This is a genomic window from Porphyromonas loveana (assembly GCF_003096695.1).
GTDB classification, from domain to species: Bacteria; Bacteroidota; Bacteroidia; order Bacteroidales; family Porphyromonadaceae; genus Porphyromonas; species Porphyromonas loveana.
In genome coordinates this window covers 35,843-54,037 of sequence record NZ_QEKY01000009.1, presented here as the reverse complement: position 1 = coordinate 54,037, position 18,195 = coordinate 35,843, and the positions used below count along the sequence as shown (strand labels likewise).

Here is an 18,195-nt window from a genome sequence, read left to right as displayed (position 1 = left end):
CATCTTTTTATTGCATCCCCGATGAGGAATGCACATTTTTCGCCCGTTTTATTGCATCCCCGACGGGAAATGCACTTTTTTTGCCCGTTTTATTGCATCCCCGACCGGGAATGCGCTTTTTTCGCCCGTTTTGCTGCATCCCCGATGGGAAATGCGCATTTTTCGCCCATTTTATTGCATCCCCGACGGGAAATGCATGTTTTTCGTCCATTTCGATGCATCCCCGACGGGAGATGCACGTTTTCGGTCATTTTCGATACGCCGTACACGTATGGAGCAATGCATTCTCCATGAAATGATCTGCCGAACGCCACTCTGCCTAAGCTCCATAGGTGGCGACAAAACGCCCTTGCTGCAGATGGGAGAGAAGAAGGGGAGAAACTCCCCTTTGGGGTAGTAGGAAGGTGCGCCCGCGCCGGATGCGGGCGCACCTTCGGGCTATCGTGCTTTCCGATAGACGGATGCACCCGAAGTCGATACCGATTCGCGCGAGGCTGCACCATGATTGGTTACAGCTACTGCACCCGATACGCTACCCGTTACCGATACCGAGGCATTAATGTCCATGGACGCACTGCCACTCACCTCGATCTCGACATCTTTCACCTCGAATTGCTTGGCATCGCAGGCTACCGATCCACTGAGATTGATTGATGCTTTGTCTGCACTTCCTTTCAGATCGAGAGCCACTGCTCCCGAACAGTCCACTTCGATAGTGCGCAAGCGAGCATTGAGGGAGAGGGCTGCTGCACCGGAGGCATCCACATCGAGGTGGTCGCCTGTGAGCTCTCCCTCTGTGGCGAAGCTGCAAGCACCGCTGATGTCGAGATTGCGCAGCGTGGCAGAGCCTACCTTGACACGGAGGTTTCCGTTGGTCGTTTGGAAGCCCTCTTTCATGCGGATGAAGAGTTCTCCGTCCTTAACTTCTGTCTCGATATACTCCATGAGGTTAGGTGCAGCTTCGATGACGATCTCATCTGTGGGTGTTCCGGCCAGATAGGTGACCGCAAAGTTGTTACTAACATCCAGTGAGTGGAATGCCGTTATCTTCCGCGTTTCTTTAATGGGAGTTCCCGAGGGAACAATCTTCTTGATGTTCTTGCCCTCGATCTGTATGTTACAGGCGGTGAGGAGCGTTGCCGCACCGACGAGGAGTGCGAGCATGGAAATGAGTTTCTTTGTTTTCATATTAGTTTGTATTGTTTAGTATGTGTTGGTTTTTGCTGTACTGTCCGGCGCGTTAGCGTTGTCCGCCTTGGGTGCCTCCGCCCTGTCCCTGAGAAGAGGTTTGCTTGAGGTCGTTATTGACGATGCTTCTCTGTACCTTGCGCACTTGGGCATTCATCTTACCGAAGCGATAAGTCAGATTGAGCGACACGCTGCGGTTCTGACTACTGGTTTCGTTGCGGAAGATGAAGCCTTCACCCTCCGTTACACTGCTCCATTTAGTGCGTGCGGCGTGCAGATTGCGTCCCGTGAGAGAAATCAGGAGCCGTTTGTCAAATAGTTGCTTGGAGATACTCAAGCTATTGAAGTCATTGCCGCTGTAGCGTTGCTGGAAGGAACGACCGCCGTGAAAGTAGCCTCCAAAGACATTGACGGTCCAATCTTTTGGTAAAGTGAACATCAGACCCGAGTAGGCCATACCGGACCATGCGCTAATGCTCAGCCCCAGCTCTTGGCTTTTCTGGAACGTGCGTTCAATGTTTCCGTTGAACATGATGCGGAGCCATTTCGCCGGTGTGTACATGGCATAGGCATTGAGAATGAGTGAATGCTCGCGTCCAAGGTTGCCATAGGTCTGGTGGAAGATATTGGGATTGGTAGCGTCGCGGAATGTATAACTCTGGATGGAGTTGTTACAGAAGTCGTAGTCGAGCGATGCCGTGAGCATCAGCTTCTGCCCGTATTGGTTGTAGCCCAGGCTGACGTGATGCCGCTTCTCGGATTGTAGTTCGGGATTACCGTAATTCAATTGATAGTCCGTCGTTTGATTTATGTAGGGATTCAATTGATTGATAGACGGGCGTTGGATGCGGAAGTTATAGGCCAGTTTGATCTGCTGCATCGGCGTCGGGTTATAGCCCAGCGTCAGCTGAGGCACCCAGTCGAAAGCCGTATGTGAGAAGTCCGCAGCGGCATTGTCCGGGAAAATAGCCTTGAGGCGGCTGCTCTCGGCACGAACGCCTGTCTGCAGCGAATATTTGCTGGCACGGAAGTTGTAGCCCGCGTAGGCCGCTGCTACGTTCTGGTCGTGGCGGAAGCGTCCGGCTGCAAAGTTGAGAGGGTAGAGCGAGCCTGGTTGCCACGGGGCCTCTTCGCTCGGGCGCACTTCGTAGAGCGGATCGCTCGTGGAATGTCTGTAGATGTATTTGAGACCTGCCTCTACTGAGTGTGCCTTGCCTATCGGGCGGGTATAGTCCACCTGTGCCGTGTGCTCGTCCATACCGGCGTCGGAGCGCGTGTGCTGGCCTCCGTAGCCGAGGGTGAGACTGGTTTGTTGCGGATCGCGACGCCACTGGTCCAAGAACGTCTCGCTGTTATTGGGATTATGCGTGAAGCGGTACGATACGGTGAAGAGTTCTCCTTCCCTGCGGGTGCTCCTCTGGTAGTCGGCACTCAGCTCGTAGGAGCCACCATCGCCTGCCGTCCGGGTCTTCCTGTCGATATAGCCTTGCAGCACGTTGCCGGCGAAGCTCTTCTCGATATTGCTGCTGGTGGAGTTATGCTCCCGGAGTCGTACGTTGCCGCCGACAGTGAGGAGATTCAGTGAGTCCAATTCAAAGGAAAGCAAAGCGTTGCCGAAGTGTCCGCCGAAGCGAACATCACTCCGTCCTGCTTCCGTAATCACTTGTGTAGGCGTAATGCGCTCCGATAATGTTTGGTTATCCCTATTCTCCCCGTAGTAGTAGCTGTAGTTCGTCGTGAAGCCTACTTTGCCCGATTTGGCAGTCAAGAATATATTGCCGTCGGCTTCCGGATTGGTCCCGACTCCTGCCGAGATCGAGCCGGAATAGCCCTGAAGCTTGCCTCCCTCATCCGTTACGATATTCAGGATGGCACTAATGCCCTCGGCATCGTACTTGACCCCCGGGTCAGTAATCACCTCGACGCGGCGAATGGTATGCGCCGGAATAGAGCGGAAGACTTCCTTCGGATTGCTGCTCACCATCGTAGAAGGCTTGCCATTGAGGAAGATCTTGAAGTTAGACGAGCCTTTCACCTGGATGTTGCCTTCGCCATCTACCGTTACGAGGGGTACGCTGCGAAGCATTTCCAAGAGATTATTGGTGCGGGCTGCGGGGTCTTCCTTCATATTGTAGGAGAGACGGTCGATTTCCATTTTGACCAACGGACGAGCGGCAGATACTGTCACAGCGGCGAGCTGCTTCTCCTCGGGTTGCATGTCCAAGGTGGCGAGCTGTATCTCGTTATTACCATTCGTCAGCGGTACTTCCATCACGAGGGGCTGCATGCCCATGAAGGTAGCCGTGAGTTTATAGGATCGGGCAACGGGTAGTCCGATGCGAAAGTAGCCGTTGCCGTCGGTTATCTGATTGTACACCTTGGTGGTGTCGCCATCAGCGGGGCGGATGCTCACCGCTGCAAAGGGAACGGCCTCGTGCGAGGAGGCATCGGAAAGTGATCCGGAAATGTGCACCGGATAAGTGTCTTGCTGTGCTATCGCGCCGATGATGCAGGCACAGAATAAGAGGGTAGCGTATAATAATCGTCGCATGGTTGTTTTGTGCTATTGTGAGTGGTTCTTTTGTCGTTGTTAGTCAGCGGATCACATCTTTCCCACTCCGCCCGCGGCGACTCGCTTGCCGCAAGAGCGGAGCTGAGAGAAGATGTCACGCATTCAGTCTATGATGATTAGAGTGAGTGTCGTTCCCATTCGGAACGGACCGTTTCGATATCTATACCCAGTAGTTTCATTTCGCGAAAGAGAGCTGGGAGGACTTCCTTGACGAACTTGCTTCGCCGTGCTGCCAGTATCTCTTCGCGGGCGTCGGCGCTGACGAAGTAACCCAGGCCGCGCTTGTTGTAGATGGTGCCTTCCATCTGTAGTCGCTCGATGGCACGCATTGCGGTATTGGGATTGACTTCCATTTGCTCGGCCAGCTCACGAACGGAGGGAATGCGCTCATCGGCTTTGTATTCGCCGGAGAGGATCCTGTCTTTGATCGTCTCTGAGATCTGGAGGAAGATGGATTGGGATTGAAGTATTGCTGTCATTAGAGTTATCGGCATCGATGTTATCGTGGGCACAAGAGGGGAGATTGGGATTGAAGTATTGCTGTCATTAGAGTTGTCGTCGTTGCAGGGTGATAAATGAAAGGACAAAGAACACAAGTCCGACACAGCCGGTAATAACCTCGGTCAAAGGTAGATGGATAGCAAGAGGCGCGATGTTGACAATGGCTATTGTCTGCAGTCCGAAGGTCAATAGCACGCCCACCGTAGCAGAAATGAGCTTCTTCATCCGTACGGCAAAAAAGATGCCCATGGCGATGAAGCCCAAAAAGCCTATGGTCACGGCCCGATTGACAAAGAAAGGATCCAGTGCTAACCATTCATAGCCTGAAGCGGTGCGATGAACCACCAAAAACGAAGAACTCGTTTCGAGTATCCCGGGATAGAGTAGCACCTCTATCGTATAGGCCAACTGATTGACGACGATGGCTGCCATCAGCGCAAGCACTCCTTCGATAAGGATGACGATGAACTTCTCCGTGGCGGTGGCCGGGAGTATCGGGTAGGAAACGGTGTCGGAATTATTGACACGTGCCTGCACAATCCGAAAGACGTAGAACGCCATGCTTCCGAAGGTCAACATCCAGAGAAATACGTGGTTGGCAGACGTAGTCGACACTCCGAAACTATCTTGTAAGTGTATCAGGAGCGTAATGGCTACCAAAACTCCCAGCATGGCCAGAAGGAAGAGGAGCGTATTGCGTCCGTTGGTGCCCCATTCCATGCGCAGGAGCAGTGCTATGCGCTGCAAGGGCGTGGTGTGTGTTCTATTGTTTGAATGGTGATTCATCGTAGCTGTCTTCTTTTGAGTGAATAATAAGACCAGACAAAGAAGGCGATCGTTACCACGGCATAGAGGCCGATCTGTATGCCCCAAACGGTCGGGGAGAAGAGGAGCTCAAGCGCCTCGCGGTCGCTCATGTTGTCCAATGTCTGATAATCCCGAAGGGCTGAAAGCTGAAGGAAGAACGCGGGCAAGACGGCAATGGATACGATGAATGAGAGTGCGGCTCCTATCCCCATATATGCGAGGAGTGATTGCGTGGTGCCACGCACACTGATACTGCTCCAGAGGGCCAATGCCAGCGACCAGAGAGTGGAGATGATCATGTAGATCGTAATGTATTGCTTCACTCGTTCTATTATAATCTCACCCAGCTCAGGTTCTTCCATCGTGATGATATGCGGCTCGACAAATAGCTCTATCACCGTCTGTCGGAGTATCCCAAAAGTTTCAGGATTGAAAAGAGCGAGCAAGAGTATGGCTATTCCCATCAAGAGCAGCATCCAAACCAATGGAATGAGGAAAAGAATCGTCAGAGCGATGAATTTCTCCGTGGTGGATGCGGGTATGAGGGTATAGGCGATGGTGTTCGAGTGATTGACGCGTCGCTGCACTGTCAGGAAGGTGTAGAGTGACACGGTGATGCTGCTAATGGAGAAGAAAGCGAAGAGCGATCCATATACCTCCTCCTCGTCGATCGGATGCGTGGAATTGAAGGAGACAAGTAGCGAGATGGCGAGTGCGATGAGGGACAAAGTGCCCGTAATCGCCAGAATGCTGTTGCGCTGCGTGCTCCACTCCATGCGGAGGAGCAGCCCGATGCGCTGTAAGGCGGTGGTCGGTGCGCTGTTTACTAATGCTGTCATGTCAGATAGGCTTAGTTACGGTTCAATATTCGGTTGAATGCGTCGCGCTCCGCGATCATGCCGTTGAAGAACAGCTCCATTGAGAAGGGGGTATCTTCGCCGGTCGTGTTTTCATACACACCTACTTCGCCCATCGTCGATCCTTCCTTATATATAGGAGTATCGCCGGGCGCTACCTGACGGAAGGCGAAGCTGTTGCTCAGTTCGCCCACGGACTTGTTGCACACGATATCATTGCGGTCCATCATCACGATGCGGTCGATAATCTGTTCGAGGTCGCGCACCTGATGGGTGCTGATGATTACAGTCTGCTCTTCTGTGATATAACGAGCCATAAGGCGGCGGAATGCACTCTTGCTCGGGATGTCCAATCCGTTCGTAGGCTCATCCATCAATAGAAGCGGCGTGCGCAGCGAGAGAGCCAAGGCTATGACGGCTTTTTTCTTCTGTCCCTGTGACACCTTGCCCAACTTCATATCCCAGTTGAGGTCAAAAGCGATAATAATCTCCTGTGCCACCTCAGGGGAGTAAGTGGGGTAGAAGGGGGTGATCATCCGGAAGTAATCCCGTATCGTCACATTGGGGCAGGTTACCTCCTCTGGCAGGACGAAGACGCGAGAGAGAAATTTGACTGACCGATGTCGAGGGTCTTCAGTCAAGACGATGAGTTCTCCAGCTTTGCTGAGGAGTTGGCCTGAGAGAAGTTTCAGCAAAGTCGTTTTGCCCTCGCCGTTGCGACCGAGCAGTCCGGTGATGCTCCCTTCGGGGAGTTCGAGGTTAAGACTATCAAATAGCGAACTCTGTCGCGGATAGTTGAATCGGATGTTTTTTGCGTTGATCATTGTCTATTCTTTTTGTTTGTTATGTCTTTTTTCTTGCCATCACTCTCGTTAAGTGCTTATTTTCAGTTAGTTTCTACATTGTTAGCTGCTGTATTAGTTGCTTAGTACACCGCAAACATAGCTATCATATTTGAATTGACCAAATTTTCAACCAAATTTTTTTGATTTACCCCGTTTTTTTCTCTCTCCCGACCCAAAAGAAGAAGCCGTGCTGGAATGGAGATTCCTGACACGGCTTCGTCTCTGCCCTTACAAGCAGAGGAGATTCGGTGGGGGAGCGAGGACTAAGGAATTTGTCCCAGAGCCTTCAGCTCCTTCTCTACATCCTCGGATGAATTTTTGGCATTTCGTCCACGAATGGCAAACCCGTCCAACACCTTGGCTTTGGGAGCCAGTTTCTTGATGTCGTTTACGCTCTTGCCCATGCGGCTGCCCTCGTGCGTGATGAAGGGAATGATCGTCTTGCCAGCGAAGTTGTGTCCTTCGAGGAAAGTCATTACCACGGGAGCGATCGTGCCCCACCAGTTGGGCGACCCAATGTAGATGACATTGTAGTCGGCGATGTTCGGCACCGTTCGTTTGAGCTTGGGACGTACACCCTTCTCCAACTCTTCACTGGCTTGTTCGGTGAGGGCATTGTAGTCCTGCGGATAGGGATGATCCGTTTCGATGCGGAAGAGATCGCCTCCCGTCGCCTGTTGGATGTATTCGGCCACGGCCTTGGTATTGCCGCCACGATACGAGTAGTAAGCGATGAGTACTTTATCGGCTTTCTTCTGCTGGGCTTCTGCGACGAAAGTCGCTGCTAATGCTACCATAATGGCTAATACTAATGTTCTGATTTTCATTGGAACAATCTGTTAGAGGGTTACACAGACAAATATAAGTATCTCTATCGAGAATGCCTATTTGTCGATAGTAACTATCGTCATACTTGCTGTAAGATCTGCTGCAGCTCTGTAGTCGATTGCTTGCTGTAATATAGAATCAGTAATTAACCCGTCCAAAGACTTTAACCTCCTATTTCTTACGTAATCCCTACACAACAATATTTCATCTCACATTTGGTTTATATTATAAACTGATTTATATTTGCGTTGTGAACAGGGAGCAATGCGGCCGCAAACCTTCCACAGCAAGAAAAGAAACAAACTAAAAAGAACAGAACAATGGAAGAAAAACAACTTACACCCCAAGAGAGTGTGCTGATGATCGAGAAGATGATCGAACAAACGCGTAAACGTTTGATTCGTGGGGCGGGAGTCCCGTGCCTGATATGGGGATATGTCACCTTATTCACGAGCTTCCTGATATTTTTCTCGTATCCGTATCTCGGCTATAAAGTCAATAATCTATGGATGCTCATCCCGATACTTGGCGGAGCGATCTCCTTGATTAATAAGTGGAAGGCCAGAAACGAAGTCTATGCCCGCACGCAGATCGACCGTTTCATAGATACTACGTGGATCGTAGTCGGACTCAATGTGATGGCATTTAGTATCCTTGCCTATCGTGTTCCACTTGCCATTCTCTCCATCGTCCTCATATTGGTGGGCATAGCTACGGCCATTACGGGATTTTCATATAAGGTCACAGTGCTCAAGTACAGTTCCATATTTGGGATGATCGTAGGCTACTTGCTCCTTATCATACCCATGAGAGGCGGAATGATGGTGCTCATATTTGGTATCACCATCTTCATCATGCATTGTTTGCCCGGGCACTATCTTTGCTATCTCGAACGTAAAATGCTGCGCAATGCTTAGACCTCTCGATCCACTATTCATGTCCGAACTGAGGTTGGCTCTCATGTCCGTCCTCATGAACGTGGAGGAAGCCGACTTTCTCTATCTCAAGGAGGTGACGGGTGCTACCTCCGGCAACATCAGTGTGCAGTTGGACAAACTAAGCACTGCCGGCTACATCGAGATAGAAAAGGGCTTTAGCGGCAAGCGTACACGTACTATCTGTCGCGCTACAGAGGTCGGCCGTGAAGCCTTTGCCGCTCACTTCGAAGCGCTCAGGACCTATCTCCCGCCCGACCCGGTGCGTTGATCTTATAACGAAAGTAGAATCATACTCATGGGGATTCGGCTGAGAGGCTGTCCCCCTTAGAGTCAATCAATTACAGATATGAAAAGCTTGTTTTTGAGAAGCCTCACAAAGCTTCTCCTCACCCTCTGCATACCTACATCTCTCCATGCCCAGCGACAGATTGCGGGGACTGTCAGCGACACAAAAGGTCAGCCGATAGCCTTGGTCAATGTCTATCCGGCAGAGAGTTTCGACGGTGCAGCGACGGACAGCCTCGGACGGTTCCGCTTCATGACGAAGAGCAGTTTCCCGATTCGACTGGTGGCTTCGCACGTCAATTACAAGTCTGATACATTGCTGATTCGGAACGGAGATGCAACAGATGATATCCGCATCCGACTGCGAGAAACAGACGATTACAAACTCTCTGAGGTGGTCGTAAGCGTTTCTTCCTTCGGAGTGGGAGGCAAGCAGAGCAAGACTGTGCTCAATCCGATGGACGTTTACACCAATCCTGCCGGCAACGGGGATCTTTCCATGGCTTTGAGACAGACACCCGGACTGCAAGACGTGGGCGATCGTGAGGGCTTTTTCGTCCGTGGCGGAGCATCATGGGAGACGGCAGTGACGATAGAAGGCGTGAGAGTCAAACGGTTCTTTGGCAAGAACCGATTCGATTCGCCTGCTCGTTCGCGCTTCGAGACGGGAATGTTCAGCGGTCTCTCTCTTTCCACCGGTGGCTATGGAGCCACAGAGGGGGGAGCATTGAGCGGACTGCTGCAATTGCAATTGGCGGGACAGTCGCCATCCTCTGTCGGCATCGGCCTGTCTCCTCTGTTTCTGAGCGGTGGCGTTGGCTACCTTTCTCCTTCACGTCGATTCTATATCGAGCAAAATGCCTCCATTAGTGATGCCGCCTACGTCCGTCTGTTGCTCAAGCCCGAGTACAAATTACCCGGCACCAATCAGTCCTATGTCTATAATGCCCGGACGATATGGAACCTTACGCCACATGATGAGGTGAAAGGACTCTTCCTCTTTGTGCGGGATCTATCCTCTGCAGCCTTGAGAATGCCTGATCCGGCCAATACGTATTCGCTCTATGCAGGACAGAATACATACGGCTTTGGGATGGCTGTATGGCGTCATGACTTCTCCGAAGGTCGGACGACATCCACCCTTTCTGTCGGCTACAGCGAAGACCATAACAAGCTGCGACAGCGACCCGATGAAAGGCAAACTATCAAGACGATGGTCCGCACTGTAGAGCGCGATGCCAGTCTCCGCTTGCGGTTCGATTCGCGCATCAGGACTTGGCGGCTCAGCTACGGATCTGACTATGCCTATAGCGAAGCCGGCTCTCAGCTGATAGCCGACGAAAGCATAGCCCTTCCCTCGCTGAGGGAACATCTTGTCGCAGCCTATGCCGAAGCCCTCTTTCCCGTATCGAGTCGTATCTCGGCTACGGCCGGACTTCGAGCCGAGTATTCCGATCTCACCAAGTCAGCCGTTCTGCTGCCACGTCTGTCAGCCTCTTATAAAGTCTCTCCGACGAGCCGACTCACGCTTGATGCAGGAAAGTATGCAGCCCCGGGCGATTATTATCTGAGCCACGGTATTGTGCCCAAGAGGCGCGAACAGTCGCAACAGTACAATCTGACCTATGAATGGCGTCCCTCGCATTCGCACGTGCTTCGCTTCCAACTTTTCGACAAGGAGTATAGTCGCCTGACAACTTTGACTGCCGAAGGGGTGGCGGATAATGATGGCAAGGGATATGCCCGCGGGGCAGATTTCTTCTGGAAAGCAACAGGCTTGATCAAATCTTTCGAGCATTGGTTCTCCTATTCCTATACCGATGCTCGCCGACAGTACCTCCTTTCGCCCGCGGAGGAACGACCCGATTTCGTCGCCCGACACACGCTTTCTTCCGTGTTGAAATACTGGTGTGCACCGATTAGTTCGCTCTTCAATCTGTCCATGACATACCGAACCGGTATGACATATCACAACCCCAACGTGCAGTCTGCCTCGTATTTTAATGCGTCGATACCTGCCAACTTCAGCATGAGCGTATCCTATAATTATCCGTTCCGATACAAGAAAGTAAATGGCGTACTCGTCCTGAGCGCTCACAACCTTTTCAATTCGGATCCCACCTATGGGTATCGTTTCGGGGACAAGCCCGTCAATGGCGTGTATCCATCGGTCAGAATCTCGACTCCCTACAGACAGTTTTACATGGTAGGACTCTTCATTAACTTCGGAGTGGACCGAAGACAAGAAATCATGAATACTGATATAAAAATCAAATCAAGATGAAATCTCTCAAGCAAATCGTCCTCTTGGCCCTGATCGGTCTGACAGGACTCTGCGCTACGGCGCAAGAAACGGCTTATGCCGATGTGATGAACCGGAAAGTAGCTGCTTTGGACAGCCTGCCTCCAACGGAGTATGTCGCTCTGGCCACCGAATTTTCTCGGATAGCAGCCGTGAGTGGAGCCGATTGGCATGCTGCTTACTACGCTGCCTACTGCAGGATAATACCGGCTTTGGGCGATCCCTCAGAGGCCGATCGGCTCAGCAGCGAAGCAGAGACTATGCTGACCCTGGCAGAATCGCTCGGTGGCGACCGGTCCGAGATCGCCTGCCTGCGAAGCATGGTAGCAACAGCCCGCCTGTTGGTCAATCCGCAAGAACGGTGGCAAACCTACGGGATGGAAAGCAGCCGACAGTTGGCCATAGCCATGCAGGCCAATCCGGAGAATCCGCGAGCCTACTATCTACAGGCTCAGAGTCTGCTCTACACCCCTGCTCAGTTCGGTGGTGGCAAGGACAAAGCTCTGCCTCTGGCGCAGAAAGCTGTTGCGTGCTATGCTGCTGCCACAGTGTCTCCCGCCTATGCACCACACTGGGGAGAGCGCCAGGCTCGCAGACTACTCTCACAATGTCAAGCAGAATAAGGAGATGATCGTGTAACAACTCTTCTTGTTTATTCATGTTGTTGGCACACTTTTTTGCGAGCCAAAAAACTTATCAACACCGAAGAGCTGTTTAGATTTATTCCAAATAAGCGATCTTCCGAAGGTTCTGTGACAGCTTCCATGAGACGGAAAATGAGATTGGAAGCGTCCAAAATCAGTTTTTCCCTACTTGGAGGACGTTCTTTATAGATATCAGATGTGATCATTATAATTATCAAAATCCATGTTTTTATGTCCGCGTACGTGTACGTAAGGTCAAAAACAACATTTTTCGGGTCGTCGAGCGTGTGCAATAAGCGTAATAAGCCTTCGGCAAGGTATCAATCTTGTACGGAAGGTGCAATGAACGTTTTTGGACTCTTCGTAAATGCACGAAGCGTCCGATTTTGTTTCGGTAGGCTGTCAACGCTGTACAAAGACATCAATTACCGTTGTTTCGTTCTTCGTTTGTCAGCGAAGCGTTCAAAAACGATTTTTCTGGTCATTGTCAGCGTGCGACGCTGTTTTCATGTGTTGCTTAGAACTTCAGAGATTAGGTGATACATTTTTTCACAATGCTGACGGAAACTGATTCTTTGGACTCAGCAGACCGCCGATAAATTTCTTGTACGTAAATTAGAGTTGAATTGTTGGAATATCTACTATGACTCTTACTCGGCTGTAGTGAGGGAAACTTCTTGAAGCCTCTGTATTTTTCAATAGTAAGGTAAGTGCAACACTCGATAAACAACCCACTTCGGAGCAAAGGTACACAATTGCCTGTCTCCTCAAAAAGAAGACCTCTATCAGAAAAATCGTTGCACATTCCAGCAATAAGAGCCTTGAAGTGTTGATGTCTTAGAATATAATGCTTAAATTTGTTGCGATTAAAGTTGTAACGTTTAATTAAAATGGATTTTATTATGAGAAAATTTTTTTCTTCTAAATCTTGCTTTTGTGGCAATACTTACCGCTTGTACGAAAGAATCCTTTGCTCCTCAAGGGGATGGATTGCAGGGACAACAGTCTCAAGAGAGGGCATTTGAGGAGAAGGTTAGAGCTTTCGCTGCCTCTAATCTTGTTAGTCTACGACATGGAAGAGGGATGCCGTTGACCAATCTTCCTAATGTTGAGAGTCTTGAACCCATTGTATCTGAGTCTAATCTTCGCTCGGGATCGGGACGAGATACAGTTGCCTACATTGTTAATTTTGAATAAAATGGATCCATGGTTATCGCCGGTAGCCGTTTGTTGCCACTAACGACAGTTGCCATCTGCGACTCTCGAATGGCTTTAGTGATACTTTCAAGATAAGGGGTTAGCAACGTTTATGAAGCTCCTTGAGCTTTATTATTATCAAGAAGTGGGACAGAGAATTATTGATTTCGGTCTTGCTTCTGCTCAAGAGGTTGCAAACTTTACCCGAAATGACATGCAACAATTTCAGACAGAACTAAGTGTCTATGAAGATATGCCTTCTCCTCCCTCTCAAAATATCAACCTAAATGACTATGTCACATTTTTCATGAGATAAACCAAGCTGTGATATTGGAGAAGGAAGTACTCTTGAATGTAAAGTGGGGACAAAGGGCGCCTTTTAATTTGCATGCTGAGGTAATGAATAATGGAGAGCGGGCTCCTGCCGGATGCGTTGCTATAGCTGTGGGGCAAATAACTACATATCATAAATATCCTAAGGTGTTGGAAGGCAAGACCTTGAATTGGAATATACAAGATCTGGTCATGCATGGGTTATTGATGGCTACTTAAAGACGTCTTATGATGTACTTGTCTACAATAATGAAACGGGTGAACTCGTTTGGACATGGACAGTGCATCCATCATATTATCATTGTAATTGGGGTGCAAATGGCAGATACAATGGCTTTTATAAGAAAGACGTTTTTGACCTCCAGCATGGCATGATGTATCATGATGATGGTGGACAATACTATTATAATCCACAAAATCCTGAACATAACTTTTGTTTTGATATAAAAATAATAACTGATATTAAACCTAAATTGATGCAGATACATGAAGGATAAAGCTGTATTGACATTCGTTTTGTTTGCTGCCATGCTCAATATCTGCATGACAGCCTGTAGCCACGAGAACGAAGTGCAAATGTTGGATATTCCCGATTATCCAAATAGATGTCTGATTGGTACACTGATGCCGATTCGATAGAGATGAGTTTCCACGAAATGTGCGAAGGAATGGAAATAAAGCGTATAGAATTTTTTGGTAAACTCTATGGTAGTGGCTCTCAATACCATAAATTTCTAACGTGGTTAAATGCAGATACAGCCTATAATAAACAGGGGTGGACATTTACAGGTTATTCAGCTCTGATGCATACAATAAAATCAATAGATGTAATAGCTTTGGATGATTATAATGCTCAGCACCCCAAGGGTACTTCGTTGAATGATATTACTATCTATACATTATGAGACTTATGCCGAGTTCATAAGGAGTGACTATGATCCTATGTGTCCTAAACAAGGGAAGTGCTTGTTATCTAATTTTCCCGTTGATGGTATCCCTATGGTGTGGGATATATACTCTTTTTTTCAGTTTGTAAGTAAACCATCTGTTGCTGGCGAACACAAAATGCAGGTAATTGTTACATTGAAGAACGGGCCTAAGCTCACTACCAGTATGACAGCAAGTTTTGAATCTCGAATTATTCCTGATAGAGAGAAACCCTTTAATGCAACAACTTTTCCCCGCCACCTTCCCGGATTACAATAGGTCTTATATCTGAGCATTGGACTGCCCCCATTGAACGTAGAGCGATAGTGGGGGCAGTTTGGTTTCCGAATGTCTGTCGGAAGGTGTCAGCCTGCTAAAGAAAGTGCAAAGCAAAAACGAGCGACGAAGACAAGAAAAAGCGTTACTTTTGTGGATGGTAGCGTATGTGGGGGGCGTTTCAAGGCTCCGCATTAGGACTGGCTACCGTTATTACAACTATTGATTAAAAACATTGCATGAAAGTTCATAAAGAGAGTACCGGCCTGCTGGTTTCCATGGCCACCCTCTTCACGGGAATATGTTTGAGCCTATTCTATTTCCTTGGAGCTTCCATTATATCCTATGTGGTGACAGTCGTTGCCATCTTTCTCTATCTTCTCACGGTCAATTTCTTCCGTTGTCCCAAACGGCATAGCGCCTTTGTGGAGGACGCCCGAGCCGTTGTGGCTCCTGCTGACGGGACGGTGGTCGCTATCGAGGAAGTGACTGAGCATGAGATTCTGAAAGAGCGTTGCATTCAGGTATCGATTTTCATGTCGATCTTCAATGTCCATGCCAATTGGTTCCCTTGTCGTGGTCGTGTGGTCCATGTGTCGCATCGAGACGGACACTTTATGGCTGCTTATCTGCCTAAGAGTAGTACGGACAATGAACGATCGGCTGTGCTCATCAAGACGGAGAACGGTTTCTGTGTACTGGCTCGCCAGATTGCCGGAGCCTTGGCACGTCGCATCGTCACCTATGCCGAGGTGGGCGACGAATGTTCGGTAGATGCCCATATGGGATTTATCAAATTTGGTTCGCGCGTGGACCTGTATCTGCCTTTAGGTTCTCAGATAGAAGTGAAGTTGGATCAGAAGACCGTGGGCAATCAGACCCTCATCGCACGACTGCCGGAAGAAAAATAATATGCAGATCCGCAAGCATATCCCCAATATCGTGACCTGCCTCAACCTCCTCGCAGGTTGTGCCTCCATCATAGCCGCCATCGAATACGGCGATCTCCGTTGGGCAGCCGGCTTCATTGTCTTGGCAGCTGTCTTCGACTTTTTTGACGGGATGTTGGCTCGGTTGCTGAAGGTGCAGTCGCCCATTGGTGCCGATCTGGACTCGTTGGCGGATGTTGTCAGCTTCGGTGTAGCCCCTGCCATGAGCCTGTACGTTGCTTTGTCCGGATGGGTGGAGCCCTATGGCATTGCCACCTATGGCGTATTTGTATTGGCCGCTTTCGCTACGGTGCGTCTGGCCAAGTTCAATAACGATACACGACAGAGCACATCCTTCATCGGCCTGCCCGTGCCTGCCAATGCTTTGTTCTGGATCGCCTACATTTATCTATGCGGTCTGACCGAAGAGCCCGTCATAACAGGACTGCCCCTGCTCGCCCTGACCCTTGTGCTCGTATGCCTCTTCTCCTATCTGATGGTCTGCGAGCTGCCGATGCTGGCGCTGAAGATGAAGTCGATGGCGTGGCGTGGCAATGAATGGCGATATATATTGGTCATAGCTTCGGCGGTGTTCGTTGCCCTCTGGAACATAGGCGGATTTGCTCCGGCCATCATCCTCTATGTGCTGATGGCATTGGTGGCGCGCAAGAGGACGCAAGAACAAGGATGACCATCCACTGTTTTATATTTGTGGACTAACGCAAAACGCATTCATAACATCAATCATGGAATTATTACTCGTCATATTTTTCGGTTTTCTGATCTACTGGGTCATACGCTTTTTGATTCGGGTGGTAGCCATCCGTCGTATGTTCTTCAATCCGAGGGGAGAACGTCCGCGAGGAGAGCCACAGGAACCCAAAGTACCTGCCCCGGGCGAAAAAGTGGAGTTGGAAGAGCTGGAAAAGCGTCGATTCGACAAAGATCAGGGGGAATATGTCGATTTTGAAGACATAAAAGACCGCTAATGACGCTTGCTTAAATCAAAAGAAGTAGTATCTTTGCGTCCGTATTCGGAAGACCTCCTATACAACGGAAGTGTGGGTGAGTGGCTGAAACCAACAGTTTGCTAAACTGTCGTACGGGTAACCGTACCACGAGTTCGAATCTCGTCGCTTCCGCTTCAAGTAAAAAAGACCGGCTGTAGTCCGGTCTTTTTTTGTTTCCGGCGCCCTGCACAGGCCTGTGGTAAGCAAGAAACATTACCTTTGTAAGATACGCATAAGGACATAAGCGAGCCGATGCGTATATATGTGCCCGACAGAGGCGCATGAAACCCATTCATCCTAAACGAATCGTCAATTGCAAAAGATGGCCTATCGTTCTATCATCCTTCCGCTACTTGCCTTGATCTTAGCTTTCGGAGGCAAACAGTCCTATGCACAGCAAGCATCGGAAATCCGTCTTCTGATCGACAGTGGTCAATATGAAAAGGCCCTCCCGATGGCGAGACAATTGGTCGCCAAGAACTCCAAACAACCAGACAATAACTATCTCTTGGGCTCACTCCTATACAAGGTGCGTCACTACGACGAAGCAGTTGAGCCGCTGCGGGTAGCTACGAGCAAACGTGCCGATGCTTACGAGCTGCTGGCTGATGCTTATGCCAAGGGATATCATTTCTCCGAAGCTCTCACAACACTGGAGCGATACAGAGCTACTCTTGTGAAGAAGAAACAGGAGACGACTCGTGTGGATGTCGAGATGGAGCGGATGCGTCGTGGCAGTCGTCTGCTCGACCGGGCGGAATGGATAGAGGTATTCGATAGCGTGCGAATCCGCAAGCAGGATCTTCTCTCCGCCTACCATCTCACGGCCGACAATGGCAATATCTCTTGGTTGCAAGGGAGTCAGGCCGAGGCTACGACCTTTGTCAATGGCCGAGGCGATTTCTCTCTCGTGACGCGAAGGAATTCGGCCGGAAGATACGATCTGTATGAAGCCAATTTCATTCACAATAGATGGAGTGACGTTCAGCCACTCGACCGACTCAATACGGAGTACGACGACAACTATCCCTCGATGCGAGCGGACGGCATTACGGTTCTGTTTGCCAGTAACCGTCCCAACGGCTTAGGAGGCTACGACCTCTATATGGCGCGTCGCGATCTGGAGGAGGGCACTTTCTTGGAGCCTGTTCTCTTGGGTATGCCTTTCAATTCTCCCTTTGATGATTATCTCTTGGTCTATGATGAGGCACGCGGTATCGGCTTCTTCGCCAGTGACCGTTTCTGTCCGGCCGACACAGCTGTCGTCTATACCTTCGCCATTAACGATGCCGTAAGGCCGGTGGCTACGGACGATTTGGATGTGAAGAGGGGTTACGCTTCTCTTCGCAGCATTGCGGTGACGCTGGATGAGGATCGCGACTATAGCGAATTGATAGCGATGGCTCGTGATGTTCGCACCGATGCCGAAAAGAAGGCATCGGAATACCAAATTTACTTTCCCATGCAGGGCTTGCGCATCTATACCAAGTGGAATGACTTCCGAAGTCGTGAAGCCAGATCGCGCTATCAAGATGTGGTGGCGAAGGCAAAGAAACTGGACCAATCCACTGCCCGTTTGGAGCAACTGCGTCGTCAATATGGGGAAGCCCCGACTGCTGAGCGCAACCGATTACGACAAGAGATCCTGCAATTGGAGAATAGCATTCCCGCCATGCAGCGCGAAATAAACGCATTGGAGAAAGAGGTGAGAAACTTAGAGATGCAATCGCAATAAGATACTGCCGCCTCACGCAAT

Annotated in this window: 20 protein-coding genes and 1 tRNA gene; 13 read left to right on the top strand and 8 right to left on the bottom strand. The window is 49.8% G+C overall.

Features of this window, described 5'->3' with window-relative positions:
• Positions 1-7: 7 nt before the first annotated feature.
• From C7382_RS09995 to C7382_RS06425, 8 genes are all read right to left on the bottom strand, one after another.
• The gene (locus C7382_RS09995) at positions 8-211 is read right to left on the bottom strand and encodes a hypothetical protein (RefSeq protein WP_133241539.1); all 204 of its coding nucleotides are present in this window, start codon (positions 209-211) and stop codon (positions 8-10) included.
• Positions 212-438: 227 nt separating this feature from the next.
• Positions 439-1,188, bottom strand: a complete 750-nt coding sequence (locus C7382_RS06455) for a head GIN domain-containing protein (RefSeq protein WP_116679475.1) — start codon at positions 1,186-1,188, stop codon at positions 439-441.
• Between the two features lie 52 nt (positions 1,189-1,240).
• The gene (locus C7382_RS06450; RefSeq protein ID WP_207772718.1) at positions 1,241-3,739 is read right to left on the bottom strand and encodes an outer membrane beta-barrel family protein; all 2,499 of its coding nucleotides are present in this window, start codon (positions 3,737-3,739) and stop codon (positions 1,241-1,243) included.
• Between the two features lie 137 nt (positions 3,740-3,876).
• Positions 3,877-4,239 (bottom strand): GntR family transcriptional regulator, encoded by a 363-nt coding sequence (locus C7382_RS06445; RefSeq protein ID WP_116679474.1) that lies wholly within the window; start codon positions 4,237-4,239, stop codon positions 3,877-3,879.
• Between the two features lie 67 nt (positions 4,240-4,306).
• Positions 4,307-5,047 (bottom strand): hypothetical protein, encoded by a 741-nt coding sequence (locus tag C7382_RS06440; protein ID WP_116679473.1) that lies wholly within the window; start codon positions 5,045-5,047, stop codon positions 4,307-4,309.
• Positions 5,044-5,907, bottom strand: a complete 864-nt coding sequence (locus C7382_RS06435) for a hypothetical protein (protein WP_116679472.1) — start codon at positions 5,905-5,907, stop codon at positions 5,044-5,046. Before C7382_RS06435 ends, C7382_RS06440 begins: the two co-directional genes overlap by 4 nt.
• Positions 5,908-5,918: 11 nt before the next feature.
• A complete protein-coding gene (locus tag C7382_RS06430; RefSeq protein ID WP_116679471.1) occupies positions 5,919-6,749 on the bottom strand; it encodes an ATP-binding cassette domain-containing protein in 831 nt (276 codons plus the stop codon).
• A gap of 284 nt (positions 6,750-7,033) precedes the next feature.
• Complete coding sequence (locus C7382_RS06425; RefSeq protein ID WP_116679470.1) at positions 7,034-7,597, bottom strand: flavodoxin; 564 nt, start codon at positions 7,595-7,597, stop codon at positions 7,034-7,036.
• A gap of 321 nt (positions 7,598-7,918) precedes the next feature.
• On the opposite strand from C7382_RS06425, the gene C7382_RS06420 reads away from it, so the two are divergent.
• The 13 genes from C7382_RS06420 to C7382_RS06355 all read left to right on the top strand — a co-directional run bounded on the left by C7382_RS06420 (position 7,919) and on the right by C7382_RS06355 (position 18,174).
• Positions 7,919-8,515 carry a hypothetical protein gene (locus C7382_RS06420; protein ID WP_116679469.1) on the top strand — a complete coding sequence of 199 codons (597 nt, stop codon included), beginning with the start codon at positions 7,919-7,921 and terminating at the stop codon, positions 8,513-8,515.
• Positions 8,508-8,804, top strand: coding sequence for a winged helix-turn-helix domain-containing protein (locus C7382_RS06415; RefSeq protein ID WP_116679468.1), 297 nt, complete (start codon positions 8,508-8,510; stop codon positions 8,802-8,804). The genes C7382_RS06420 and C7382_RS06415 overlap by 8 nt, the downstream gene beginning before the upstream one ends.
• A 78-nt stretch (positions 8,805-8,882) precedes the next feature.
• Positions 8,883-11,105, top strand: a complete 2,223-nt coding sequence (locus C7382_RS06410; protein ID WP_116679467.1) for a TonB-dependent receptor — start codon at positions 8,883-8,885, stop codon at positions 11,103-11,105.
• Complete coding sequence (gene husA, locus C7382_RS06405; RefSeq protein ID WP_116679466.1) at positions 11,102-11,746, top strand: hemophore-like protein HusA; 645 nt, start codon at positions 11,102-11,104, stop codon at positions 11,744-11,746. Before C7382_RS06410 ends, husA begins: the two co-directional genes overlap by 4 nt.
• A gap of 1,330 nt (positions 11,747-13,076) precedes the next feature.
• A complete protein-coding gene (locus C7382_RS06395; RefSeq protein ID WP_116679464.1) occupies positions 13,077-13,280 on the top strand; it encodes a hypothetical protein in 204 nt (67 codons plus the stop codon).
• Between the two features lie 83 nt (positions 13,281-13,363).
• Positions 13,364-13,516: a C10 family peptidase gene (locus C7382_RS10300; protein ID WP_373704765.1), complete on the top strand. Its 153-nt coding sequence runs from the start codon at positions 13,364-13,366 to the stop codon at positions 13,514-13,516.
• Complete coding sequence (locus C7382_RS06385; RefSeq protein ID WP_116679462.1) at positions 13,468-13,794, top strand: C10 family peptidase; 327 nt, start codon at positions 13,468-13,470, stop codon at positions 13,792-13,794. The genes C7382_RS10300 and C7382_RS06385 overlap by 49 nt, the downstream gene beginning before the upstream one ends.
• Before the next feature lie 108 nt (positions 13,795-13,902).
• A complete protein-coding gene (locus C7382_RS06380) occupies positions 13,903-14,202 on the top strand; it encodes a hypothetical protein (protein WP_116679461.1) in 300 nt (99 codons plus the stop codon).
• Between the two features lie 537 nt (positions 14,203-14,739).
• Entirely contained in the window at positions 14,740-15,411 is a 672-nt protein-coding gene (locus C7382_RS06375) for a phosphatidylserine decarboxylase family protein (RefSeq protein WP_116679460.1), read from the top strand.
• Between the two features lies 1 nt (position 15,412).
• Positions 15,413-16,120: a CDP-diacylglycerol--serine O-phosphatidyltransferase gene (gene pssA, locus C7382_RS06370; RefSeq protein WP_116679459.1), complete on the top strand. Its 708-nt coding sequence runs from the start codon at positions 15,413-15,415 to the stop codon at positions 16,118-16,120.
• Between the two features lie 55 nt (positions 16,121-16,175).
• Positions 16,176-16,418 carry a hypothetical protein gene (locus C7382_RS06365; RefSeq protein ID WP_116679458.1) on the top strand — a complete coding sequence of 81 codons (243 nt, stop codon included), beginning with the start codon at positions 16,176-16,178 and terminating at the stop codon, positions 16,416-16,418.
• 66 nt (positions 16,419-16,484) lie between these two features.
• Positions 16,485-16,571: transfer RNA gene (locus tag C7382_RS06360), tRNA-Ser, on the top strand.
• 190 nt (positions 16,572-16,761) lie between these two features.
• Positions 16,762-18,174, top strand: a complete 1,413-nt coding sequence (locus tag C7382_RS06355; RefSeq protein ID WP_116679457.1) for a CDC27 family protein — start codon at positions 16,762-16,764, stop codon at positions 18,172-18,174.
• Positions 18,175-18,195 lie beyond the last annotated feature (21 nt).